We start from the raw sequence: 17,418 nt of genomic DNA, 5'->3' as shown, positions 1-17,418 counted from the left end.
GTGACGGCCTGCGCGGCAGCGGCGGCAACCGTCAGAACTTCAGGCTGGCGGCCTTGGCAGTGGCTTCGACACCTTGCTGGCCAGCGGGCGAGATGAGTTGTACCTGAATTTTCAGGGTGGCGGGGAAGGTCTTGAACACCTGAGTCAAATCAAGATTTTTCAAGGCTTCGGGCTTGGCACAGGTGAACTGGTAATGGGCGTGGATCTCGCTGTGCTCGTGGTGGTGCTCGTGACCATCGGCGTCCTTGGCGTCTTCGTCGTGGTCTTCATCTTCGTCGTGGTCATCGGCATCCGGCTTGTCGCCGAACAGCGGGCTTTCCAGCTCCTGCTTGGCCACGACGCAGCCGGCGGCCTTGGGCAGGCTGAACAGCACCAGCGGCTGTTCCAGCTGGGCGCGGGCGGCGGCGACCTTGGCCTTGTCGGCGTCGCTGCTGGCCACATGTTCGAAGCCCACCAGATTCATCGCCGGGCTTTCCAGCTCCAGCTCCAGGGTCTTGCCGTCAAGGGCGGCGTTCAGGCGCCCGACCCCATGTTCATGGGCTCCGAGGCTGCCGTGCTCGTGTTCATGGTCGTGGTCATGGACCTCGGCGGCCTGGGCGATGGCCAGCGGCAACAGGGCGAACGGCAAGGCGAGAAGCAGACGGCGCATGGCAAGACTCCGGGCGAAGATGAAATAAATGTTATGTAATCTTATAACGATTGGCCGCAGAGTTTGCCCGCCCGCTTGGCGTTGCGCAAGACGCGTGGGAGCATGCTCGTCAGAAATATTCCGGAGCAGAGCAATGTTGCGAATTCGTGGAAGCATCGGCGACTGGCCGGTGGATTTGACCCTGGAGCTGGACGCCGGCGACTGGGCGCAGCTGGGCGCGCAGTTGCAGGCGAGCAAGCCTGAAACCGCAGCCACGCCGGCCAAGCCAGTGAATCAGGATGACGCGCTGTGGCTGATCGCCAAGGATCTGCTGCGCAAGGCCGGGCAGCTCAGTGGCCCGGACCTGCTGGAACAACTCGAAGGCCTGACCGGCAGCGCCGCGGCGGGCAAGCGCCTGTTGGTGCGCCTGCGCCATTGCGCCGAGGTCAAGGTGGTGAGCGGCGCCGATACGCCGCTCTACAGCTGGGTGCAGCAGGCTCAGTAGAGGGCGGCGAACAGCTTGCGGCGGTAGGTGGTCACCAGCGGGTGATCGTTGCCCAGCAGTTCGAACACTTGCAGCAAGGTCTTGTGCGGCAGACCTTCGTTGTAGCTGCGGTTACGGATAAACAGCTTGAGCAGGGCGTCCAGCGCGGCGTCGTACTGCTGGCGTGCCAGTTGCTGGATCGCCAGTTGGTAGATGGCCTCATCGTCCTGCGGGTTTTGCGCCAGGCGCGCCTTGAGGTCGGCGGCGTCCGGCAGATCAGCGGCTTGCTTGAGGAAGGTGATCTGGGCCTTGGCCCCGGCCAGCGCGGCTTTGTGCTCATCGCTTTTGACCGCGTCGAGCACGGTCTGGGCTTCGTCCAGTTCGCCGCGCTCGGCCAGGCAGCGGGCATAGAGAATCAGCGCCTTGGCGTTGCTGTTGTCTTCACCGAGCAGGGCCGTGAGGACGGCTTCGGCATCGGCGATCCGGCCTTCGGCAAACAGCGCCTCGGCCTGCTCCAGCGGGTCGGCGGCGGCCGGTGGCGGCATCTGCACATGGGGTTCGAGCATGGCGCGGACCGCGGACTCAGGTTGTGCGCCGGCAAAGCCGTCGACCGGCTGGCCGTCCTTGAACAGCACCACGGTCGGCAGGCTGCGAATGCCGAAGCGGGCGACGATGTCCGGCTCGATATCGCAGTTGACCTTGGCCAGCAGCAGTTCGCCCTGATAGCTCTCGGCAATTTGCTGCAGCATGGGCATCAGCGCCTTGCAGGGCGCGCACCATTCGGCCCAGAAATCCACCAGCACCGGCTTGTGGAACGAGTTCTCGATCACCGACTGGTCGAAGTCGGCAGTGCTGGCGTCGAAGATGTACGGCGTGTCCTGGCTCATGGGGAATCTCGAAAAGCGGGAATGGGGCAACTATAAAGGGTGCCGGGGGGTAGCCGGAAGCGTCAGCCGCTACGGCTCGCCGGGGCGCTGTGCGTGATACAGGCTCACATCGCGAAACTCCCAGGGTTCGGCCAGGTCCGGCAGGGTCAGGGCATGCAGCATGCCCAGGCGCTGATAGAGCGGATGCTGGAAATCCTTGACCCGCGAGTCGGCCACCAGCGCCTGGCGGCCACGGCTGAGGAACTGGTCCAGCAGCGGCAGGTTGGCCCGGTCATAGAGCACGTCGGCCACCAGGATCAGGTCGAAACGATCGGCCTCGGCAAAAAAATCCGTGGAGTAGCTCAGTTGCACGTCATTGAGCTCGGCATTGGCCTGGCAGGCGGCGATGGCCAGCGGGTCGAGGTCGCAGGCCACCACTTCCAGCGCGCCAGCCTTGGCGGCGGCAATCCCCGCGACTCCCGAGCCGGCGCCAAAGTCCAGGACCCGCTTGCCTCGCACCCACTGCGGGTGCTCGGCCAGGTAGCGCGCCAGGGCCAGGCCGCTGGCCCAGCAGAAGCTCCAGTACGGCGGCTCGTGGAGAATGCGGCGGGTTTCTTCCGGGGTGAAGGCGCGGTCCATGTTGTCGGCGTCGATCAGCCAGAGTCGCAGCTCGGTCTGCGGCAGCCCGCAGGCCACCAGTTGCGCATCGCCGAGCAGCTCGCTCAGGGCCTGTTGCAGGTCGAGCGGTGGGGTCATGGTGCTTTGACGAACTGCAGCTGGCCCAGGGCCTGGGTGGTGGCCTGCTCGACCCGTTGCGCCGGCAGGTGCAGGATCAGTTGCCCGGATTGGCTGGCGCGGCCACGCAACTCGACCCGCGCACCGGCGGGGAAGGCTTCCGGGTTGAAACGCAGGCGAAATGGCAGGCTCTTGCCGGTGCCGATCAGGTTGCTGTTGGCCAGCAGGCGCTGCGGCCGCCCGCGCTCGTCGATCACCAGCAGCGCCAGTTCGACTTCCGCGCCGGCCGGCACCCCATCCAGGGTGCCGCTCAGTTCACGCTGATAGGCCGGCAAAGGGCCGAGGTCGGTGGCTTCCTGGGCTTTTTTTACCGTTTGCTGCGAGCTGGGGGCGGGGGCCGCGGGCTTTGGGGTATCGCTGCTGCAGGCGACCAGCAGGCTGAAAAGGCTGAGCAAAACGAGCGGTCGTAGCGGCATGTGAAGCTCCAACAGGGCGAAATTCCATGTGCGAAACATAATAGTCGGTCTGTATACCGTAAAGGCTATGGCTTGTCTTGCCAGTGGGATGCGCTACCATGGCCCTCCCATTTTTTGTTGCCTGCCACCATGCACTGTCCCTTCTGCGGTGCCAACGACACCAAGGTCATCGACTCGCGACTGGTCGCCGAAGGCGAGCAGGTCCGCCGCCGGCGTGAATGCCTGGCCTGTGGTGAGCGTTTCACCACCTTCGAAACCGCCGAACTGGTGTTGCCGCGCCTGATCAAGACCGATGGCAGCCGCCAGCCGTTCGACGAAGAAAAACTGCGCGCCGGAATGCAGCGCGCCCTGGAAAAACGCCCGGTCAGTGTCGAACGCCTCGAAGCCGCGCTGGTGCACATCAAGCACAAGCTGCGGGCCACGGGCGAGCGCGAGGTCAAGTCGCTGGTGGTGGGTGAACTGGTGATGGCCGAGTTGCAGAAGCTCGATGAAGTCGCCTATATCCGTTTCGCTTCGGTCTACCGACGCTTCCAGGACCTCAACGAGTTCCGCGAAGAAATCGACCGCCTGGCCCGCGAGCCGGTCAAGGAATGAACACCTCCTCCGAGCAGGCCGTACTCGACGCCCATTACATGGCGCGCGCCCTGGAACTGGCCCGCAAAGGCCACTACAGCACCCACCCCAACCCCCGTGTCGGTTGCGTCATCGTGCGTGACGGGCAGATCGTCGGTGAAGGCTGGCACGAGCGGGCCGGCGAGCCCCATGCCGAAGTGCATGCCTTGCGCGCCGCCGGCGCCAGCGCCCGGGGGGCCACGGCCTACGTCACCCTCGAACCCTGCAGCCATTACGGCCGTACCCCGCCGTGCGCCGATGCCCTGGTCGGTGCCGGCGTGGCGCGGGTGGTCGCGGCGATGCAGGACCCCAACCCGGAAGTGGCCGGGCGCGGCATGCAGCGCCTGGCCCAGGCCGGCATCGCCATTGCCAGCGGCGTGCTGGAAGGCGAGGCGCGGGCCCTCAACCAGGGCTTTCTGAAACGCATGGAACAGGGTTTGCCGTTTGTGCGGGTCAAGCTGGCCATGAGCCTGGACGGGCGTACCGCCATGGCCAGTGGCGAGAGCCAGTGGATCACCGGCCCGGCGGCGCGTTCCGCGGTCCAGCGTTTGCGGGCCCAGGCCAGCGTGGTCCTGACCGGCGCCGACACGGTACTGGCCGACGGCGCGCGGCTGACCGTGCGCGCCGCCGAACTGGGGCTGGACCCGGAGCAGACGGCCCTGGCCATGAGCCGCCCACCGCTGCGGGTATTGATCGATGGCCGCCTGCGGGTGCCGCTGGATGCGCCGTTCTTCAAGGCCGGCCCGGCGCTGGTCGCTACCTGTGTCGCCGTGGAAGAACAGTACGCCAACGGTCCGGAATGCCTGATCGTGCCCGGCGTTGACGGCCAGGTCGACCTGTACCAGTTGCTGCGCCAGCTGGCCGCCCGCGGCGTCAACGAGGTGCTGGTGGAAGCCGGCCCGAGCCTGGCCGGCGCCTTTGCCCAGCAGGGCCTGGTGGATGAGTACCAGATCTTCGTCGCCGGCAAGTTTCTCGGCTCCACGGCCCGGCCGCTGCTCGACTGGCCCCTGGCGCAGATGAGCGAGGCGCCTTTGCTGCAGATCATTGACATGCGCGCTGTCGGCGATGACTGGCGAGTCACTGCCATTCCTCGGCCGGCGACGAGCGTATAATCGCCGGCTTTCGCCGAGCGGCGGACCCGTTCTCGAGGAGGACTCCATGTTTACAGGCATCATCGAATCCATCGGCAGCATCCGTGCATTGACCCCAAAAGGCGGAGATGTGCGGGTCTACGTAGAAACCGGCAAGCTTGACCTGGCCGACGTCAAACTGGGCGACAGCATCGCGGTGAACGGCGTCTGCCTGACCGCCGTGGAATTGCCCGGCAATGGGTTCCTGGCCGATGTCAGTCGCGAAACCCTCGACTGCACCGCCATGAACGACCTCAAGACCGGCAGCCCGGTCAACCTGGAAAAAGCCCTGACTCCGACCACCCGTCTCGGCGGACACTTGGTCAGCGGCCACGTCGACGGTGTCGGCGAAGTGGTTGCCCGCACTGAAAACGCCCGGGCCGTGGAGTTTCGCATCCGCGCTCCCAAGGAGCTGGCCAAGTACATCGCGCACAAGGGCTCGATCACCGTCGACGGCACCAGCCTGACCGTGAACGCCGTGGACGGCGCCGAGTTCCTGCTGACGATCATCCCCCACACCCTGAGCGAGACCATCATGGCTTCATACCAGCCTGGGCGTCGGGTGAACCTGGAAGTCGACCTGCTGGCCCGTTACCTGGAGCGTCTGCTGCTGGGCGACAAGGCCGCGGAGTCGAGCCTTGCTCAAGGCCAGGGCAACATTACCGAAAGCTTTCTGGCCGCCAACGGCTACCTCAAATCCTGACCCAAGGGGGTGCCGCGTGGCGCTCAACAGCATCGAAGAACTGGTTGAAGACATCCGCCAAGGCAAGATGGTCATCCTCATGGATGACGAAGACCGCGAGAACGAAGGCGACCTGATCATGGCTGCCGAGTGCTGCAAGGCCGAACACATCAACTTCATGGCCAAGCACGCCCGTGGCCTGATCTGCATGCCCATGAGCCGCGAGCGCTGCGAGCTGCTCAAGCTGCCGTTGATGGCGCCGCGCAACGGCTCCGGGTTCGGCACCAAGTTCACCGTTTCCATCGAGGCCACCGAAGGCGTGACCACCGGCATCTCCGCCGCTGACCGCGCGCGTACCGTGCAGGCCGCTGCCGCCAAGGATGCCAAGGCTGAAGACATCGTCAGCCCCGGCCACATCTTCCCGCTGATGGCCCAGCCGGGCGGCACCCTGGCTCGCGCCGGCCATACCGAAGCTGCCTGCGACCTGGCGCGCATGGCTGGTTTCGAGCCAAGCGGGGTGATCTGCGAAGTGATGAATGACGACGGCACCATGTCCCGTCGCACCGAACTGGAAGCCTTCGCCGCCGAGCACAACATCAAGATCGGCACCATCGCCGACCTGATTCACTACCGGATGATCCACGAACGTACCGTTCAGCGGATTGCCGAGCAGCCGCTGGACAGCGAACTGGGCCAGTTCAACCTGGTGACCTATCGTGATTCAGTGGAAGGCGACGTGCACATGGCACTGACCCTGGGCGAGATCTGCGCCGAACAACCGACCCTGGTCCGGGTGCACAACATGGACCCGCTGCGCGACCTGCTGATGGTCAAGCAGCCCGGCCGCTGGAGCCTGCGCGCGGCCATGGCCACGGTGGCCGAGGCCGGCAGCGGCGTCGTGCTGCTGCTGGGTCACCCGCTGGATGGCGACGTGCTGCTGGCGCACATCCGCGAAACCGCCGAGCACATTCCGGCGAAAAAACCGACCACCTACAGCATCGTTGGTGCCGGTTCGCAGATCCTGCGGGACCTGGGCGTACGCAAAATGCGCCTGATGAGTGCACCCATGAAGTTTAATGCGATATCCGGTTTCGACCTGGAAGTTGTAGAATACGTGCCCTCCGAATAAAGGCTGGTCGTTTCCGGCTTGAAATTCGCGGTTCAAATATCACTGAAGGGCGCGCACCGAGCGCGCTCTGGCTCTTTAAGAGATTTGTCGAATGACCCTGAAGACCATCGAAGGTACCTTCATCGCCCCTAAAGGCCGCTACGCCCTGGTGGTCGGCCGCTTCAACAGCTTCGTCGTTGAAAGCCTGGTCAGCGGTGCCGTTGACGCCCTGGTTCGCCACGGTGTGAGCGAAAGCGACATCACCATCATCCGCGCACCTGGCGCCTTCGAGATTCCGCTGGTTGCGCAGAAAGTCGCGCAGCAAAGCGAATACGCGGCAATCATCGCCCTGGGCGCGGTCATTCGTGGCGGCACTCCGCACTTCGAATACGTGGCTGGCGAATGCACCAAGGGCCTGGCCCAGGTGTCCATGGAGTTCGGCGTACCGGTTGCGTTCGGCGTGCTGACCGTTGACTCCATCGAACAAGCCATCGAGCGTTCCGGCACCAAGGCCGGCAACAAAGGTGCTGAAGCTGCCCTGTCCGCCCTGGAAATGGTCAGCCTGCTGGCGCAGTTGGAGGCCAAGTGATTAGCGACGAAAGCGATCGTTTCAACCCGCGCGATCCCAAGCCTGCGGACGCTGGCAAGCCATCCAAGAGCGCCAAGCGCCGCGAAGCCCGTCAGCTCGCGACTCAGGCGCTGTACCAATGGCACATGGCCAAGCACTCGCTGAACGAGATCGAAGCGCAGTTTCGGGTCGACAACGATTTCACCGACATCGACGGTGCCTACTTCCGCGAGATCCTTCACGGAGTTCCAGCCCACAAGGGTGAGATCGACAGCGCTCTCGTGCCTTGCCTGGACATCACCATCGACGAGTTGGACCCGGTCGAGCTGGCGGTCCTGCGCCTCTCCACCTGGGAACTGCTCAAGCGCGTCGACGTGCCATACCGCGTTGTGATCAACGAAGGTATCGAGCTGGCCAAGGTTTTCGGTTCCACCGACGGCCACAAGTTCGTCAACGGCGTACTCGACAAACTGGCCCCACGCTTGCGTGAAGCTGAAGTGAAGGCGTTCAAGCGCTGATTCGCGCTTGCAGCTGCCATGGGCGAGTTTGAGCTGATCCGTAACTTCTTCGCTGCCGCGCCTTGTGCGCAGGGCGGCGAGGGCGTTGCACTGGGGATCGGCGACGACTGCGCCTTGCTGGCCGTACCGTTTGGCGAGCAGTTGGCAGTGTCCACCGATACCCTGGTGGCCGGCGTGCATTTTGCCGACCCCTGTGATCCCTTTCTGCTCGGCCAGCGTTCGCTGGCGGTGGCAGTCAGCGACCTGGCAGCCATGGGCGCCAGTCCCCTCGCATTTACCCTTGCCCTGACACTGCCGACGGTCGAAGCCGATTGGCTGCAACGCTATGCCCGCGGCTTGAATGCCATGGCGCAGAGCTGTGGGGTGCAGTTGGTGGGCGGCGACACCACCCGCGGACCGCTGGCGCTGACCCTGACCGTCTTCGGCCGGGTGCCGGTCGGCCAGGCCCTGACCCGCAGTGGAGCGCAACCCGGCGACCTGCTGTGCGTCGGCGGCGAGTTGGGGAATGCCGCCGGGGCTTTGCCCCTGGTGCTGGGCCAGCGCAGCGCCGAACCGGCCATCGCCGAGCCGCTGCTGGCTCACTACTGGTCGCCGCAACCGCAGCTGGCCCTGGGCCAGGCATTGCGGGGCAAGGCCAGCGCGGCGTTGGATATTTCCGATGGGCTGTTGGCCGATTGCGGGCACATCGCCCTGGCTTCAGCTGTCGGCTTGCTGATCGAAAGTGAAAAGCTGCCGATGTCCCGGGCATTGCTGGGCTTTCTCGGTGAGAATGCCGCCCGGGTTGCCGCCCTCAGTGGCGGTGACGATTATGTGCTGGCGTTCACTCTGCCCCCTGCCGAGCTGCCGCCGTTGCTGGCTGACGGCTGGCCGGTGCACGTGGTCGGCCGGGTCGTGGCCGGGCAGGGCGTGACCCTGCTGGATGCCGCCGGCCAAGACATCACCCCGGGCGTCCGGGGTTATCAACATTTTCGGGAGACACCGTGACAGATCATCCCAAGCAGGTTCCGGCCGAGTTCGTGCCGCCATCGGTATGGCGCAATCCTTGGCACTTCCTGGCTTTCGGCTTTGGTTCGGGAACCTTGCCCAAGGCTCCCGGCACCTGGGGCTCGCTGGTTGCGCTACCGTTTATCCCGTTGTGGCAGATGCTGCCGGACTGGGGCTACTGGCTGATGCTCGGCATCACCATGCTGTTCGGCTTCTGGCTGTGTGGCAAAGTGGCCGACGATCTGCGGGTACACGACCACGAAGGCATCGTCTGGGACGAAATGGTCGGCATGTGGATCACCCTGTGGCTGGTACCCGAAGGCTGGTACTGGCTGCTGGCGGGGTTCCTGATGTTCCGCTTCTTTGACATCCTCAAGCCCTGGCCGATTCGCTGGATCGACCGGCATGTGCACGGCGGCGTCGGCATCATGCTTGATGACGTGTTGGCTGGGGTCTTCGCCTGGCTGGCGATGCAAGGACTGGTATGGTGCTTCACTTGAGGGATTAAGGCATGGCTTCTAGCCGCTGGCTGGTGGTTTTACTCTGTCTCTGGACCTGCGGGGTTCGGGCCGTGGAGCCGTCGCCGGTTCTCACCGAGATCCATCTGGCCAGCGAAGAGTGGAACGATTACACCGAAGCCGATGGCCGGGGCATGGCCTGGGATATCCTGCGGGAGGTGTTCCAGGCCGAAGGGGTCAAGCTCGAGATCCACAGCGTGCCGTACATGCGCTCGGTGGGGCTGGTGCAGCGGGCCGAGGTGGACGCCCAGGTCGGCTCCTACAAAGGCGAGGCGCCGGGGGTGATCTACCCCCGCTGGCATTACGACACCGATCACATCTATGCCTTGGGGCTGGCCTCCAATCCGGAACCGACCCTGGCGACCCTGGGCAGCTATCGGCTGGTCTGGGTCCGTGGCTACAAGTACCAGGAGTACTTGCCGAATGTGCAGCGTTTCAACGAGATTCGCCGCCGTATTGGCATCCTGCCCATGCTCAGCTACAGCCGCGCCGACTACTACATCGATGCCCTGACCGAGGTCGATTATGTCCTCAGCCAGGCCAAGGACCCGTCGTTGTTCAAACGTTCGCACCTGGCCGAACTGCCGTTGTACCTGGGGTTCGCCAACAGCGAGCGGGGCCGTGCCTTGAGTGAGATGTTCGATCGGCGTATGGAAGAATTGGTCAAGAACGGCCGCCTGCGCGCGATTTTCGAGCGCTGGAAGCAACCGTATCCGTTCGACGCGAACCTCGATGCGATTGCCCGCTGATCAAACTTCTTGATCTTTATCACCGATAATTCAGCCTAAGCGTCTGCCGAAAGCTGCTGTTACAATGCCGCCTCTGCGAATCTCCAGTCCCCATCCAGATCAGGAGCACAACGGTGCCCGTCGTTTTTGTCGCCGCTTCCAAGCTGCCAACCCCGTTTGCGCAATTCACCATGCACGGTTTTCTCGATGAAGCCACCGGTCGCGAGCACGTCGTGCTCAGCCTGGGCGACATTGCCGATGGCGCCCCGGTCCTCGGACGCCTGCACTCCGAATGCCTGACCGGTGATGCCCTGTTCAGCCAGCGCTGTGACTGCGGCTCGCAATTGGAAGCCGCGTTGCAGGCGATCGCTCGCGAAGGCCGTGGCGTCCTGTTGTACCTGCGTCAGGAAGGCCGTGGCATTGGCTTGCTGAACAAGATCCGCGCCTACGAGCTGCAAGACGGCGGCGCCGACACCGTTGAAGCCAACGAGCGCCTGGGTTTTGCCGCTGATCAGCGTGACTACGCCATTTGCCTGCCGATGCTCGAGCACCTGGGGGTCAAGTCCCTGCGCCTGATGACCAACAACCCACGCAAGGTCAAAGCCTTGACCGAGATGGGCATCCAGGTGGCCGAGCGCGTGCCGCTGCACACCGGGCACAACCCGCACAACAAACTGTACCTGGCGACCAAGGCCAGCAAGCTCGACCACATGATGGGCAACGAGCACCAGAGCGAGGCGGATCCGGCGTGACCCGGGGCCAAGTTCGGCGGCGCCTGGCGGTCAGTTGGTGGCAATACCTGGCCCTGGCCCTGCTGCCGTTGTTTGTGATCAACGCGGTGTTTGGCCAGAGCGAGGCGATTTTGCCGGTGCTGGCGATGCCGTTCTTTATCGCCGGCGTGGCCTCGATGTTTGTCAGCCTGCGCTTTTTCAATGGCTACAAGCACGCCTTGATCGCCACCCAGAAAGCCCTCGATACCCCTGAAGAACCGGCTGCCTGGCTCACCCTTGCAGCCCGCCGCCGCGTGGCCTTCCTGGTGGCGGCGTTGCCGGCCTGGATCGGTGCCCTGGCGGTCTTTGTAGGCCTGGAGGCCGTGCCGCTGATGCTGCTGGCCCTGTCCACGGCGGTGCTGTTCTACCTCTACCGTATTCCTCGCCAGCTCGGCTGATGCGCTGCTGGCTGGCTGTCCTGTGGCTGCTGGCCAGCGGCTCGACGCTGGCGGTGGAGCGGGTCGTCAGCCTGGCGCCATCGCTCTCGGAAATTGTCGTCGAGCTGGGCGCCGCCGATTTGCTGGTGGGGGTGCTGGATGCCGGCGAGCGTCCACCGGCGTTGCAGCATCTGCCGTCGGTGGGCCGTTATGGCCAGCTCGACATGGAGCGCCTGCTCAGCCTCAAGCCGGACTTGCTGCTGCTCTGGCCCGGCAGTGTCGGCCCGGCGCAGCGCGACCAGCTGGCGCGCCTGGGCATTCCCACCTTTGTCGCCGAACCCCATGATTTCCAACAGTTGATTGCGCAGATCGCCGAGATCGGCGAGCGCCTCGGCCGGCCCCAGGCCGGGCGCGAGCGGGCGGCGCAGTTGAGTGCGCAACTGGCCGGGTTGCGCCGGCGTTATCACCGGGAGCAGCCGCTGCCGGTGTTCTATCAGGTCTGGGACCAGCCGCTGTACACCGTGGGCGGCCAGCAGATCATCAGCGATGCCCTGAGCGTGTGCGGGGCGCGCAATGTGTTTGCCGACCTGCCGCTGCCGGCACCGCAAGTCAGCATCGAATCAGTGTTGCAGCGCAATCCGCAGGCGATCCTGGCCACCACGCAGAGCCAGCTGGACAGCTGGAAGGCCTGGCCACAGATCGCCGCCGTGGCCCAGGGCCGTCTGTTGTTGGTGCTGGACAAGGGCCTGGAGCGGCCAAGTGGGCAGATGCTGGCGGCGACCGGCAGGCTATGCGAGCTGATCGCTCCGGAACGTTGAGGGCTTTTTGTTGTGGCGAGGGAGTTTGCTGCCGCTGGGCCGGGCTGGCGTTCCGGCGCGAAGCGGCCCCAAACCTGGCACTGTGATGTGTCCGGCTTGGGAGTGCGCGCACTCCAGCGGGAGCAAGCTCACTCGCCACGTCTGCCGTGCAGGAGGCCGCTTGAGCCGTTCTAGAGTTCGGGCGTCCAGGTCACGCCAAACATCCAGGTCCGGCCTTCTTCGCGGTAGCCGTATTGGCTGCCTGAATAGCTGTAGAGCGAGCGGCTGTAGGTCTTGTCCAGCAGGTTGTCGAGTTTCAGGTCGAGCTTGATCTCGCGGCTCAGGGCCCAACTGCTGCGCAGGCCGAGCAGGCCGTAGCCTGGGATCGGATCCTTGTTCGCCATGTCGTTGTAACTGCCACTGACGGCTTGCCAGCTGGCGCCGAGCCCCAGGCGGTCGAATTGTCGATCCAGGTCCAGGCTCAAGGTGCGCCGGGCGCGGCGGTTCAGGGTGTGGCCGCTGTCACGGTCCCGAGGATCGATCACCGCCAGCCCAAGGTTGCCCTGCCAGCCGAACAGCTCCTGCTTGAAGGCGGCCTCGAACCCGTTGATCCGCGCGGCGCCGATATTCTGCGGGCGATATTGGCTGTCAGGGGTGATCGCGTCCCGGATATCGGTGCGGTACAGCGAGGCTTCCAGGCTGCTGCTGTCGCTCAGTTGGCTGCGCCATTGCAGCTCATAAGTTTTCGAATGTTCGGGCTTGAGCTCGGGGTTGTCGTAGCCCGGGTAATAGAGGTCGCTGAAGTTCGGCGCGCGAAAGCCTTCGCTGTAGGACAGCAGCAGCTCGTTGTCCGGGTTCAGCGGCAGGGTAAAAGTGGCGCTCCAGGTGTTCTGGCTGCCGTACTGCTGATTCTGGTCCCGGCGCAGGCCCAGCTCCGTCGAGAAGCCCTCGCCCTGGAAACGGTGCTGGATAAAGGCCGCGCGGTTCCAGCGCATGTCTTCGGCGAAGGCGGTGCTGGTGTTGAGATGATCCTCGTACCAGTCCGCGCCTAGGATCAGGCTGTTCTGCTGGTCCAGGCTCAGGTCGTTCTGCCAGTTGAGCGAGTTGCGGTAGGTGTTGAACGTGCTGCGTTCGTCACTCAGCTTGTCGCCTTTGAAATCACGGTTTTCGACATGCCCAAACTCGACTCGCGAGTGCCAGTTTTCAGTGACGTCGCTGTCGAGGTAGCTGCCGATACTGCTCAGGTTGAAGTCGGTGTAGGGCTGCTGTTGCGGGCCGAAGGGGTTGTCGTACTCGCTTTTGCCGCGGCTATCCAGGAGGTTCAGGCCCACTTCAGTCTCATCGCTCAAGGCGTGGCTGAGGGTCAGGCTCAGGGATTTGTTGCGGTAGGCATCGTGGTCGGCGTCGGCCGGGAACGAGGGGCCGGTCGAGTCGATGCCGGCGGTCTCATCCAGGCTGGCACCGAGACTGAAGCGCGTCTGCTGGTCGCCGCCGGACAGGCCCAGGCTGCGCTCCCAGCTTTGATTGCTGCCAAACCCCAGGCGCAGACGCGGTTGCAGCCCCGCCTCGGTGCCGCGCCGGGTAAAAATCTGGATCACCCCGCCAATCGCGTCGCTGCCATAGATCACCGAGCGTGAGCCGCGCAGCACTTCCACCCGTTCGATCTGCTCGACGTTGAGAAATTGCAGGTTGCTGTCGCCGGAGCTGGAGCTGCTGATGCGCTGGCCGTCGACCAGCACCAGGCTCTGCGCGGAATTGGTGCCGCGAATCAGGATATTGGGCAGGCTGGCCCGACCGCCGCCGGGCGCCACCTGGACCCCAGGCACCCGTTGCAGCAAGTCGGTCAGGCTGGTGGGTTGCAGGCGTTCGATGTCGTCGCGGGTAAACACTGTATTGGCGGCGCTGCTGTCGTTGCGCGCCTGGACCTGACGGTTGGCGCTGATCAGCATGTCCGGCAGTTTCAGGGCCTGGTCACGATCGGGGGTGGCGGCCAGTATGTCGGCGCCGGGCAGTAGCAGCAGGGGCAGGGCGAGGGGCGAGAGTTTCATGGCGTTGCGCCGATGGCTCCTTGAACAGAGGGTGGAGCAGTCTGCTCTTGTGGCGAGGGAGCAAGCTCCCCGCCACGGGAGCGGAGCACTCATCAGTGCCGAGTCACAGCCCCATCAACTGCAGGCGCTGGCGCACCGAGGCTTCGATGCCGGCTTGGTCCAGGCCACATTCGGCCAGCATCTGCGCCGGTTTGGCGTGTTCGACATAGGCGTCGGGCAGGCCCAGGTGCAGCATCGATTTGAGGATGTTTTCCCGGGCCAGGAATTCGCTGACCGCACCACCGGCGCCGCCCATGATGGCGTTCTCCTCGATGGTCACCAGCAGCTCGTGGCTGCCGGCGATCTCGCGGACCAGGGCTTCATCCAGGGGTTTGACGAAACGCATGTCGACCACGGTGGCGTCCAGGGTTTCGGCGACTTGCAAGGCTTCGGCCAATTGCACGCCGAACACCAGCAAGGCCACCTTGCTGCCTTGGCGGCGAATCACGCCCTTGCCGATCTCGATCGGTTCCAGGTCTTTGTCGATCGGTGTGTTCGGGCCGTTGCCACGCGGGTAGCGCACGGCTGCCGGGCCGTTGTACAGGTGGCCGGTGCTGAGCATCTTGCGCAGCTCGTTTTCGTCACTCGGGGTCATCACCAGCATGCCGGGGATGCAGCGCAGGAACGACAGGTCGAAGCTGCCGGCGTGGGTCGGGCCGTCTTCGCCTACCAGGCCGGCACGGTCGATGGCGAACAGTACATCGAGGTTCTGCACCGCCACGTCGTGGATCAACTGGTCATAGCCGCGCTGGAGGAAGGTCGAATAAATCGCCACCACCGGCTTGGCGCCTTCGCAGGCCATGCCCGCTGCCAGGGTCACCGCGTGTTGCTCGGCAATCGCCACGTCGAAGTAGCGCAGCGGGAAACGCTCGCTGAAAGCCACCAGGTCGGAGCCTTCCTTCATCGCCGGGGTAATGCCCACCAGGCGCGGATCGGCGGCCGCCATGTCGCACAGCCATTCGCCGAATACGCCGGAGTATTTCGGGCCGCTGGATTTCTTCGGCGTAGCGGCCGGGGCATCCAGGGGTTCGAGCTTGGTGATGGCGTGGTAGCCGATCGGGTCGACTTCCGCCGGGGCGAAGCCCTTGCCCTTCTTGGTCACCACGTGCAGGAACTGCGGACCCTTGAGGTCGCGCATGTTACGCAGGGTGGCAATCAGGGTCGGCAGGTCATGGCCGTCGATGGGGCCGATGTAGTTCCAGCCCAGTTCTTCGAACAGGGTCCCGGGAACCAGCATGCCCTTGGCATATTCTTCGGTGCGGCGGGCGATTTCCCAGGCCCCGGGCAGGCGCGATAGGACCTTCTTGCTGCCCTCGCGCATGCTGGCGTAGGTGCGGCTGGAGAGGATCTTGGCCAGGTAATTGGACAGGCCGCCGACATTGCGCGAGATCGACATGTCGTTGTCGTTGAGGATCACCAGCATGTTGGCGTCGACTTCCGGCGCGTGGTTCAGCGCCTCGAAAGCCATGCCGGCGGTCAGGGCACCGTCGCCGATTACTGCGATGGCCTTGCGCTCGCTGTTCTGCAGGCGGGCGGCGATGGCCATGCCCAGCGCGGCGCTGATCGAGGTGCTGGAGTGACCTACGCCAAAGGTGTCGTACTCGCTCTCGGAGCGCCGCGGGAAGGCGGCCAGGCCGTCTTTCTGGCGCAGGCTGGCCATGCGCTCGCGACGACCGGTCAGGATTTTGTGCGGATAAGCCTGGTGACCCACGTCCCACACCAGCCGGTCGTCCGGGGTGTCGAACACGTAATGCAGCGCGATGGTCAGTTCGATCACGCCCAGGCCGGCGCCGAAGTGCCCACCGGTCTGGCCGACCGTGTAGAGCAATTCCAGGCGCAACTCATCGGCCAGGGTTTCCAGCTCGGCTTCGCCTAACCGACGAAGGCCCGCCGGCGTGTCGGCACGGTCGAGCAAAGGCGTGGTCGGGCGTTTGCGGGGAATCTCATGAAACGTCGTGGGCATCAGGCGAATCGTTATAGGTATAGAAGAGGCGGCAGTTTACCTGATGCATCGCATGCTGCCCACGCAGAGCGCGGAACTTGGCTGATATGCACTCGGAACTGTCTGAGGTCGATCAGCTGCGCCGTTCGACGATATACCGGGCCAACTCCCGCAGGGGCTCGGCTGCCGCGTCAAAGGGTCGCAGCGCGTGCAGCGCCTGGTCGCGCAGTTCCAGGGCGTACTCCTTGGCCGCCTCCAGACCCAGCAGCGACGGGTAAGTCGGCTTGTCGCGGGCAATATCGGCGCCCTGGCGTTTGCCCAGGGTGGCGGTATCGCTTTCGACGTCGAGGATGTCGTCCTGCACCTGGAACGCCAGGCCGATGGCCTGGGCGTAGTTCTGCAGGGACTTGAGTTCGTCTTTCTCAGCCTTGCCGCTGGCCAGGGCGCCGAGCTTGACGCTGGCCTCGATCAGCGCGCCGGTCTTGTGCCGGTGCATGTATTCCAGGGCTTTCTGGTCCAGCTTGAGGCCGACCGAACCGAGGTCGATCGCCTGACCGCCGACCATGCCCGCCGGGCCTGCCGCCAGGGCCAGGGCGCTGACCATCTGCAAGCGGATCTCGGCGCTCGAATCGCTCAGGCGCGGGTCGAGCAGGGCGCTGAAGGCCAGGCTCTGCAAGCCGTCGCCAGCAAGAATCGCGCAGGCTTCGTCGAAGGCCTTGTGCGTGGTGGGCTGGCCGCGACGCAGGTCGTCGTCGTCCATCGCCGGCAAATCGTCGTGCACCAGGGAATAGGCGTGAATCAGTTCCACCGCGCAGGCCGCGCCGTTGGCTTGCCCTGGCTGGCCGCCCAGGGCTTCACAGGCCGCGTAGGCCAGCAGCGGGCGCACGCGTTTGCCGCCATTCATCACGCTGTAGCGCATGGCTTCGTAGAGCCGCGACAACTCCGGGCTCGGTGCGACGAACAGGGTTTGCAGGGCTTCATTGACCCGGGCCTGACTGCTGGCCTGATAGGCGGCAATCATTCGGGTTGTTCCGCATCGAAAGGTTGTTCCGCCAGTTCGCCATCGCGCTCCAGCAGGATCTGGACTTTTTGTTCGGCCTGGGCCAGGGCGGCCTGGCAGTCACGGGTCAGGCCGATGCCTTGTTCAAAGGCGGTCAACGAGTCTTCCAGCGACAGCTCGCCGTTCTCCAGCCGCTCGACCAGCGTTTGCAGGTCAGCGAGGGATTGTTCGAAATCTAGGGCAGCTTTTTTGCGGGCCATGGCGGCTATCTCGGTTGACGTTAAACCGGCGCGACACTAGCAGACAGAGGGGTTTCGGGCAAATCGACAGGCCCCGCAGCGACAGGTTCCAGGCCGCCGCCGGGCGGTGTAGTGCCGGCTCGGTTGTTGGGAGCCGGCTGAAGGGGGC

At 64.6% G+C, this 17,418-nt stretch carries 21 protein-coding genes; 13 read left to right on the top strand and 8 right to left on the bottom strand.

Annotation, left to right across the window (positions count from 1 at the left end; genetic code table 11):
- Window positions 1-31 precede the first annotated feature (31 nt).
- Window positions 32-649 (bottom strand): DUF2796 domain-containing protein, encoded by a 618-nt coding sequence (locus JFU57_RS03900; protein WP_201128216.1) that lies wholly within the window; start codon window positions 647-649, stop codon window positions 32-34.
- 133 nt (window positions 650-782) lie between these two features.
- On the opposite strand from JFU57_RS03900, the gene JFU57_RS03895 reads away from it, so the two are divergent.
- Window positions 783-1,133, top strand: a complete 351-nt coding sequence (locus JFU57_RS03895; protein WP_078471596.1) for a hypothetical protein — start codon at window positions 783-785, stop codon at window positions 1,131-1,133.
- Here JFU57_RS03895 and trxA read toward each other — a convergent pair.
- The 3 genes from trxA to JFU57_RS03880 all read right to left on the bottom strand — a co-directional run bounded on the left by trxA (window position 1,127) and on the right by JFU57_RS03880 (window position 3,189).
- On the bottom strand, window positions 1,127-1,999 hold the full coding sequence (gene trxA, locus JFU57_RS03890; protein ID WP_078471597.1) for a thioredoxin: 873 nt from the start codon (window positions 1,997-1,999) through the stop codon (window positions 1,127-1,129). The two genes, JFU57_RS03895 and trxA, sit on opposite strands and share 7 nt — an antisense overlap.
- Before the next feature lie 69 nt (window positions 2,000-2,068).
- Window positions 2,069-2,734: a class I SAM-dependent methyltransferase gene (locus JFU57_RS03885; RefSeq protein ID WP_078471598.1), complete on the bottom strand. Its 666-nt coding sequence runs from the start codon at window positions 2,732-2,734 to the stop codon at window positions 2,069-2,071.
- The gene (locus JFU57_RS03880) at window positions 2,731-3,189 is read right to left on the bottom strand and encodes a YbaY family lipoprotein (RefSeq protein ID WP_201128215.1); all 459 of its coding nucleotides are present in this window, start codon (window positions 3,187-3,189) and stop codon (window positions 2,731-2,733) included. Before JFU57_RS03880 ends, JFU57_RS03885 begins: the two co-directional genes overlap by 4 nt.
- 129 nt (window positions 3,190-3,318) lie before the next feature.
- Between JFU57_RS03880 and nrdR the strand changes: the two genes are divergently transcribed.
- From nrdR to JFU57_RS03820, 12 genes are all read left to right on the top strand, one after another.
- Window positions 3,319-3,783: a transcriptional regulator NrdR gene (gene nrdR / locus JFU57_RS03875; RefSeq protein ID WP_013694316.1), complete on the top strand. Its 465-nt coding sequence runs from the start codon at window positions 3,319-3,321 to the stop codon at window positions 3,781-3,783.
- On the top strand, window positions 3,780-4,913 hold the full coding sequence (ribD, locus tag JFU57_RS03870) for a bifunctional diaminohydroxyphosphoribosylaminopyrimidine deaminase/5-amino-6-(5-phosphoribosylamino)uracil reductase RibD (RefSeq protein WP_201128214.1): 1,134 nt from the start codon (window positions 3,780-3,782) through the stop codon (window positions 4,911-4,913). The genes nrdR and ribD overlap by 4 nt, the downstream gene beginning before the upstream one ends.
- A gap of 46 nt (window positions 4,914-4,959) precedes the next feature.
- A complete protein-coding gene (locus tag JFU57_RS03865; RefSeq protein WP_020295213.1) occupies window positions 4,960-5,634 on the top strand; it encodes a riboflavin synthase in 675 nt (224 codons plus the stop codon).
- A 16-nt stretch (window positions 5,635-5,650) separates the two neighbouring features.
- Entirely contained in the window at window positions 5,651-6,742 is a 1,092-nt protein-coding gene (gene ribBA, locus JFU57_RS03860) for a bifunctional 3,4-dihydroxy-2-butanone-4-phosphate synthase/GTP cyclohydrolase II (RefSeq protein ID WP_020295214.1), read from the top strand.
- Window positions 6,743-6,833: 91 nt separating this feature from the next.
- Complete coding sequence (ribH, locus tag JFU57_RS03855) at window positions 6,834-7,310, top strand: 6,7-dimethyl-8-ribityllumazine synthase (protein WP_028944446.1); 477 nt, start codon at window positions 6,834-6,836, stop codon at window positions 7,308-7,310.
- Window positions 7,307-7,807 carry a transcription antitermination factor NusB gene (nusB, locus tag JFU57_RS03850; RefSeq protein ID WP_020295216.1) on the top strand — a complete coding sequence of 167 codons (501 nt, stop codon included), beginning with the start codon at window positions 7,307-7,309 and terminating at the stop codon, window positions 7,805-7,807. The genes ribH and nusB overlap by 4 nt, the downstream gene beginning before the upstream one ends.
- Before the next feature lie 18 nt (window positions 7,808-7,825).
- Window positions 7,826-8,791: a thiamine-phosphate kinase gene (gene thiL, locus JFU57_RS03845; RefSeq protein WP_078471601.1), complete on the top strand. Its 966-nt coding sequence runs from the start codon at window positions 7,826-7,828 to the stop codon at window positions 8,789-8,791.
- Window positions 8,788-9,291 (top strand): phosphatidylglycerophosphatase A family protein, encoded by a 504-nt coding sequence (locus JFU57_RS03840; RefSeq protein ID WP_078471602.1) that lies wholly within the window; start codon window positions 8,788-8,790, stop codon window positions 9,289-9,291. The genes thiL and JFU57_RS03840 overlap by 4 nt, the downstream gene beginning before the upstream one ends.
- An 11-nt stretch (window positions 9,292-9,302) precedes the next feature.
- The gene (locus tag JFU57_RS03835; protein ID WP_201128213.1) at window positions 9,303-10,058 is read left to right on the top strand and encodes a substrate-binding periplasmic protein; all 756 of its coding nucleotides are present in this window, start codon (window positions 9,303-9,305) and stop codon (window positions 10,056-10,058) included.
- Window positions 10,059-10,171: 113 nt separating this feature from the next.
- Window positions 10,172-10,789, top strand: coding sequence for a GTP cyclohydrolase II (ribA, locus tag JFU57_RS03830; protein ID WP_020295220.1), 618 nt, complete (start codon window positions 10,172-10,174; stop codon window positions 10,787-10,789).
- On the top strand, window positions 10,786-11,205 hold the full coding sequence (locus JFU57_RS03825; protein WP_201128211.1) for an MFS transporter: 420 nt from the start codon (window positions 10,786-10,788) through the stop codon (window positions 11,203-11,205). Before ribA ends, JFU57_RS03825 begins: the two co-directional genes overlap by 4 nt.
- Window positions 11,205-12,002, top strand: a complete 798-nt coding sequence (locus JFU57_RS03820; protein ID WP_201128209.1) for a cobalamin-binding protein — start codon at window positions 11,205-11,207, stop codon at window positions 12,000-12,002. The genes JFU57_RS03825 and JFU57_RS03820 overlap by 1 nt, the downstream gene beginning before the upstream one ends.
- Window positions 12,003-12,172: 170 nt before the next feature.
- Here the strand turns inward: JFU57_RS03820 and JFU57_RS03815 are convergent, their stop codons facing one another.
- The 4 genes from JFU57_RS03815 to JFU57_RS03800 form a co-directional block, all read right to left on the bottom strand.
- The gene (locus tag JFU57_RS03815) at window positions 12,173-14,029 is read right to left on the bottom strand and encodes a TonB-dependent receptor plug domain-containing protein (RefSeq protein WP_201128207.1); all 1,857 of its coding nucleotides are present in this window, start codon (window positions 14,027-14,029) and stop codon (window positions 12,173-12,175) included.
- A 103-nt stretch (window positions 14,030-14,132) separates the two neighbouring features.
- On the bottom strand, window positions 14,133-16,031 hold the full coding sequence (gene dxs / locus JFU57_RS03810) for a 1-deoxy-D-xylulose-5-phosphate synthase (protein ID WP_078471607.1): 1,899 nt from the start codon (window positions 16,029-16,031) through the stop codon (window positions 14,133-14,135).
- A gap of 112 nt (window positions 16,032-16,143) precedes the next feature.
- Entirely contained in the window at window positions 16,144-17,031 is an 888-nt protein-coding gene (gene ispA, locus JFU57_RS03805; RefSeq protein ID WP_020295225.1) for a (2E,6E)-farnesyl diphosphate synthase, read from the bottom strand.
- Window positions 17,028-17,270 (bottom strand): exodeoxyribonuclease VII small subunit, encoded by a 243-nt coding sequence (locus tag JFU57_RS03800; RefSeq protein WP_011063724.1) that lies wholly within the window; start codon window positions 17,268-17,270, stop codon window positions 17,028-17,030. The genes ispA and JFU57_RS03800 overlap by 4 nt, the downstream gene beginning before the upstream one ends.
- Window positions 17,271-17,418 lie beyond the last annotated feature (148 nt).

It is taken from the genome of Pseudomonas sp. TH07, assembly GCF_016651285.1.
Classification (GTDB): domain Bacteria; phylum Pseudomonadota; class Gammaproteobacteria; order Pseudomonadales; family Pseudomonadaceae; genus Aquipseudomonas.
Note: the sequence above shows the minus strand (reverse complement) of the source record. Positions and strands in the feature narration are given on the sequence as shown.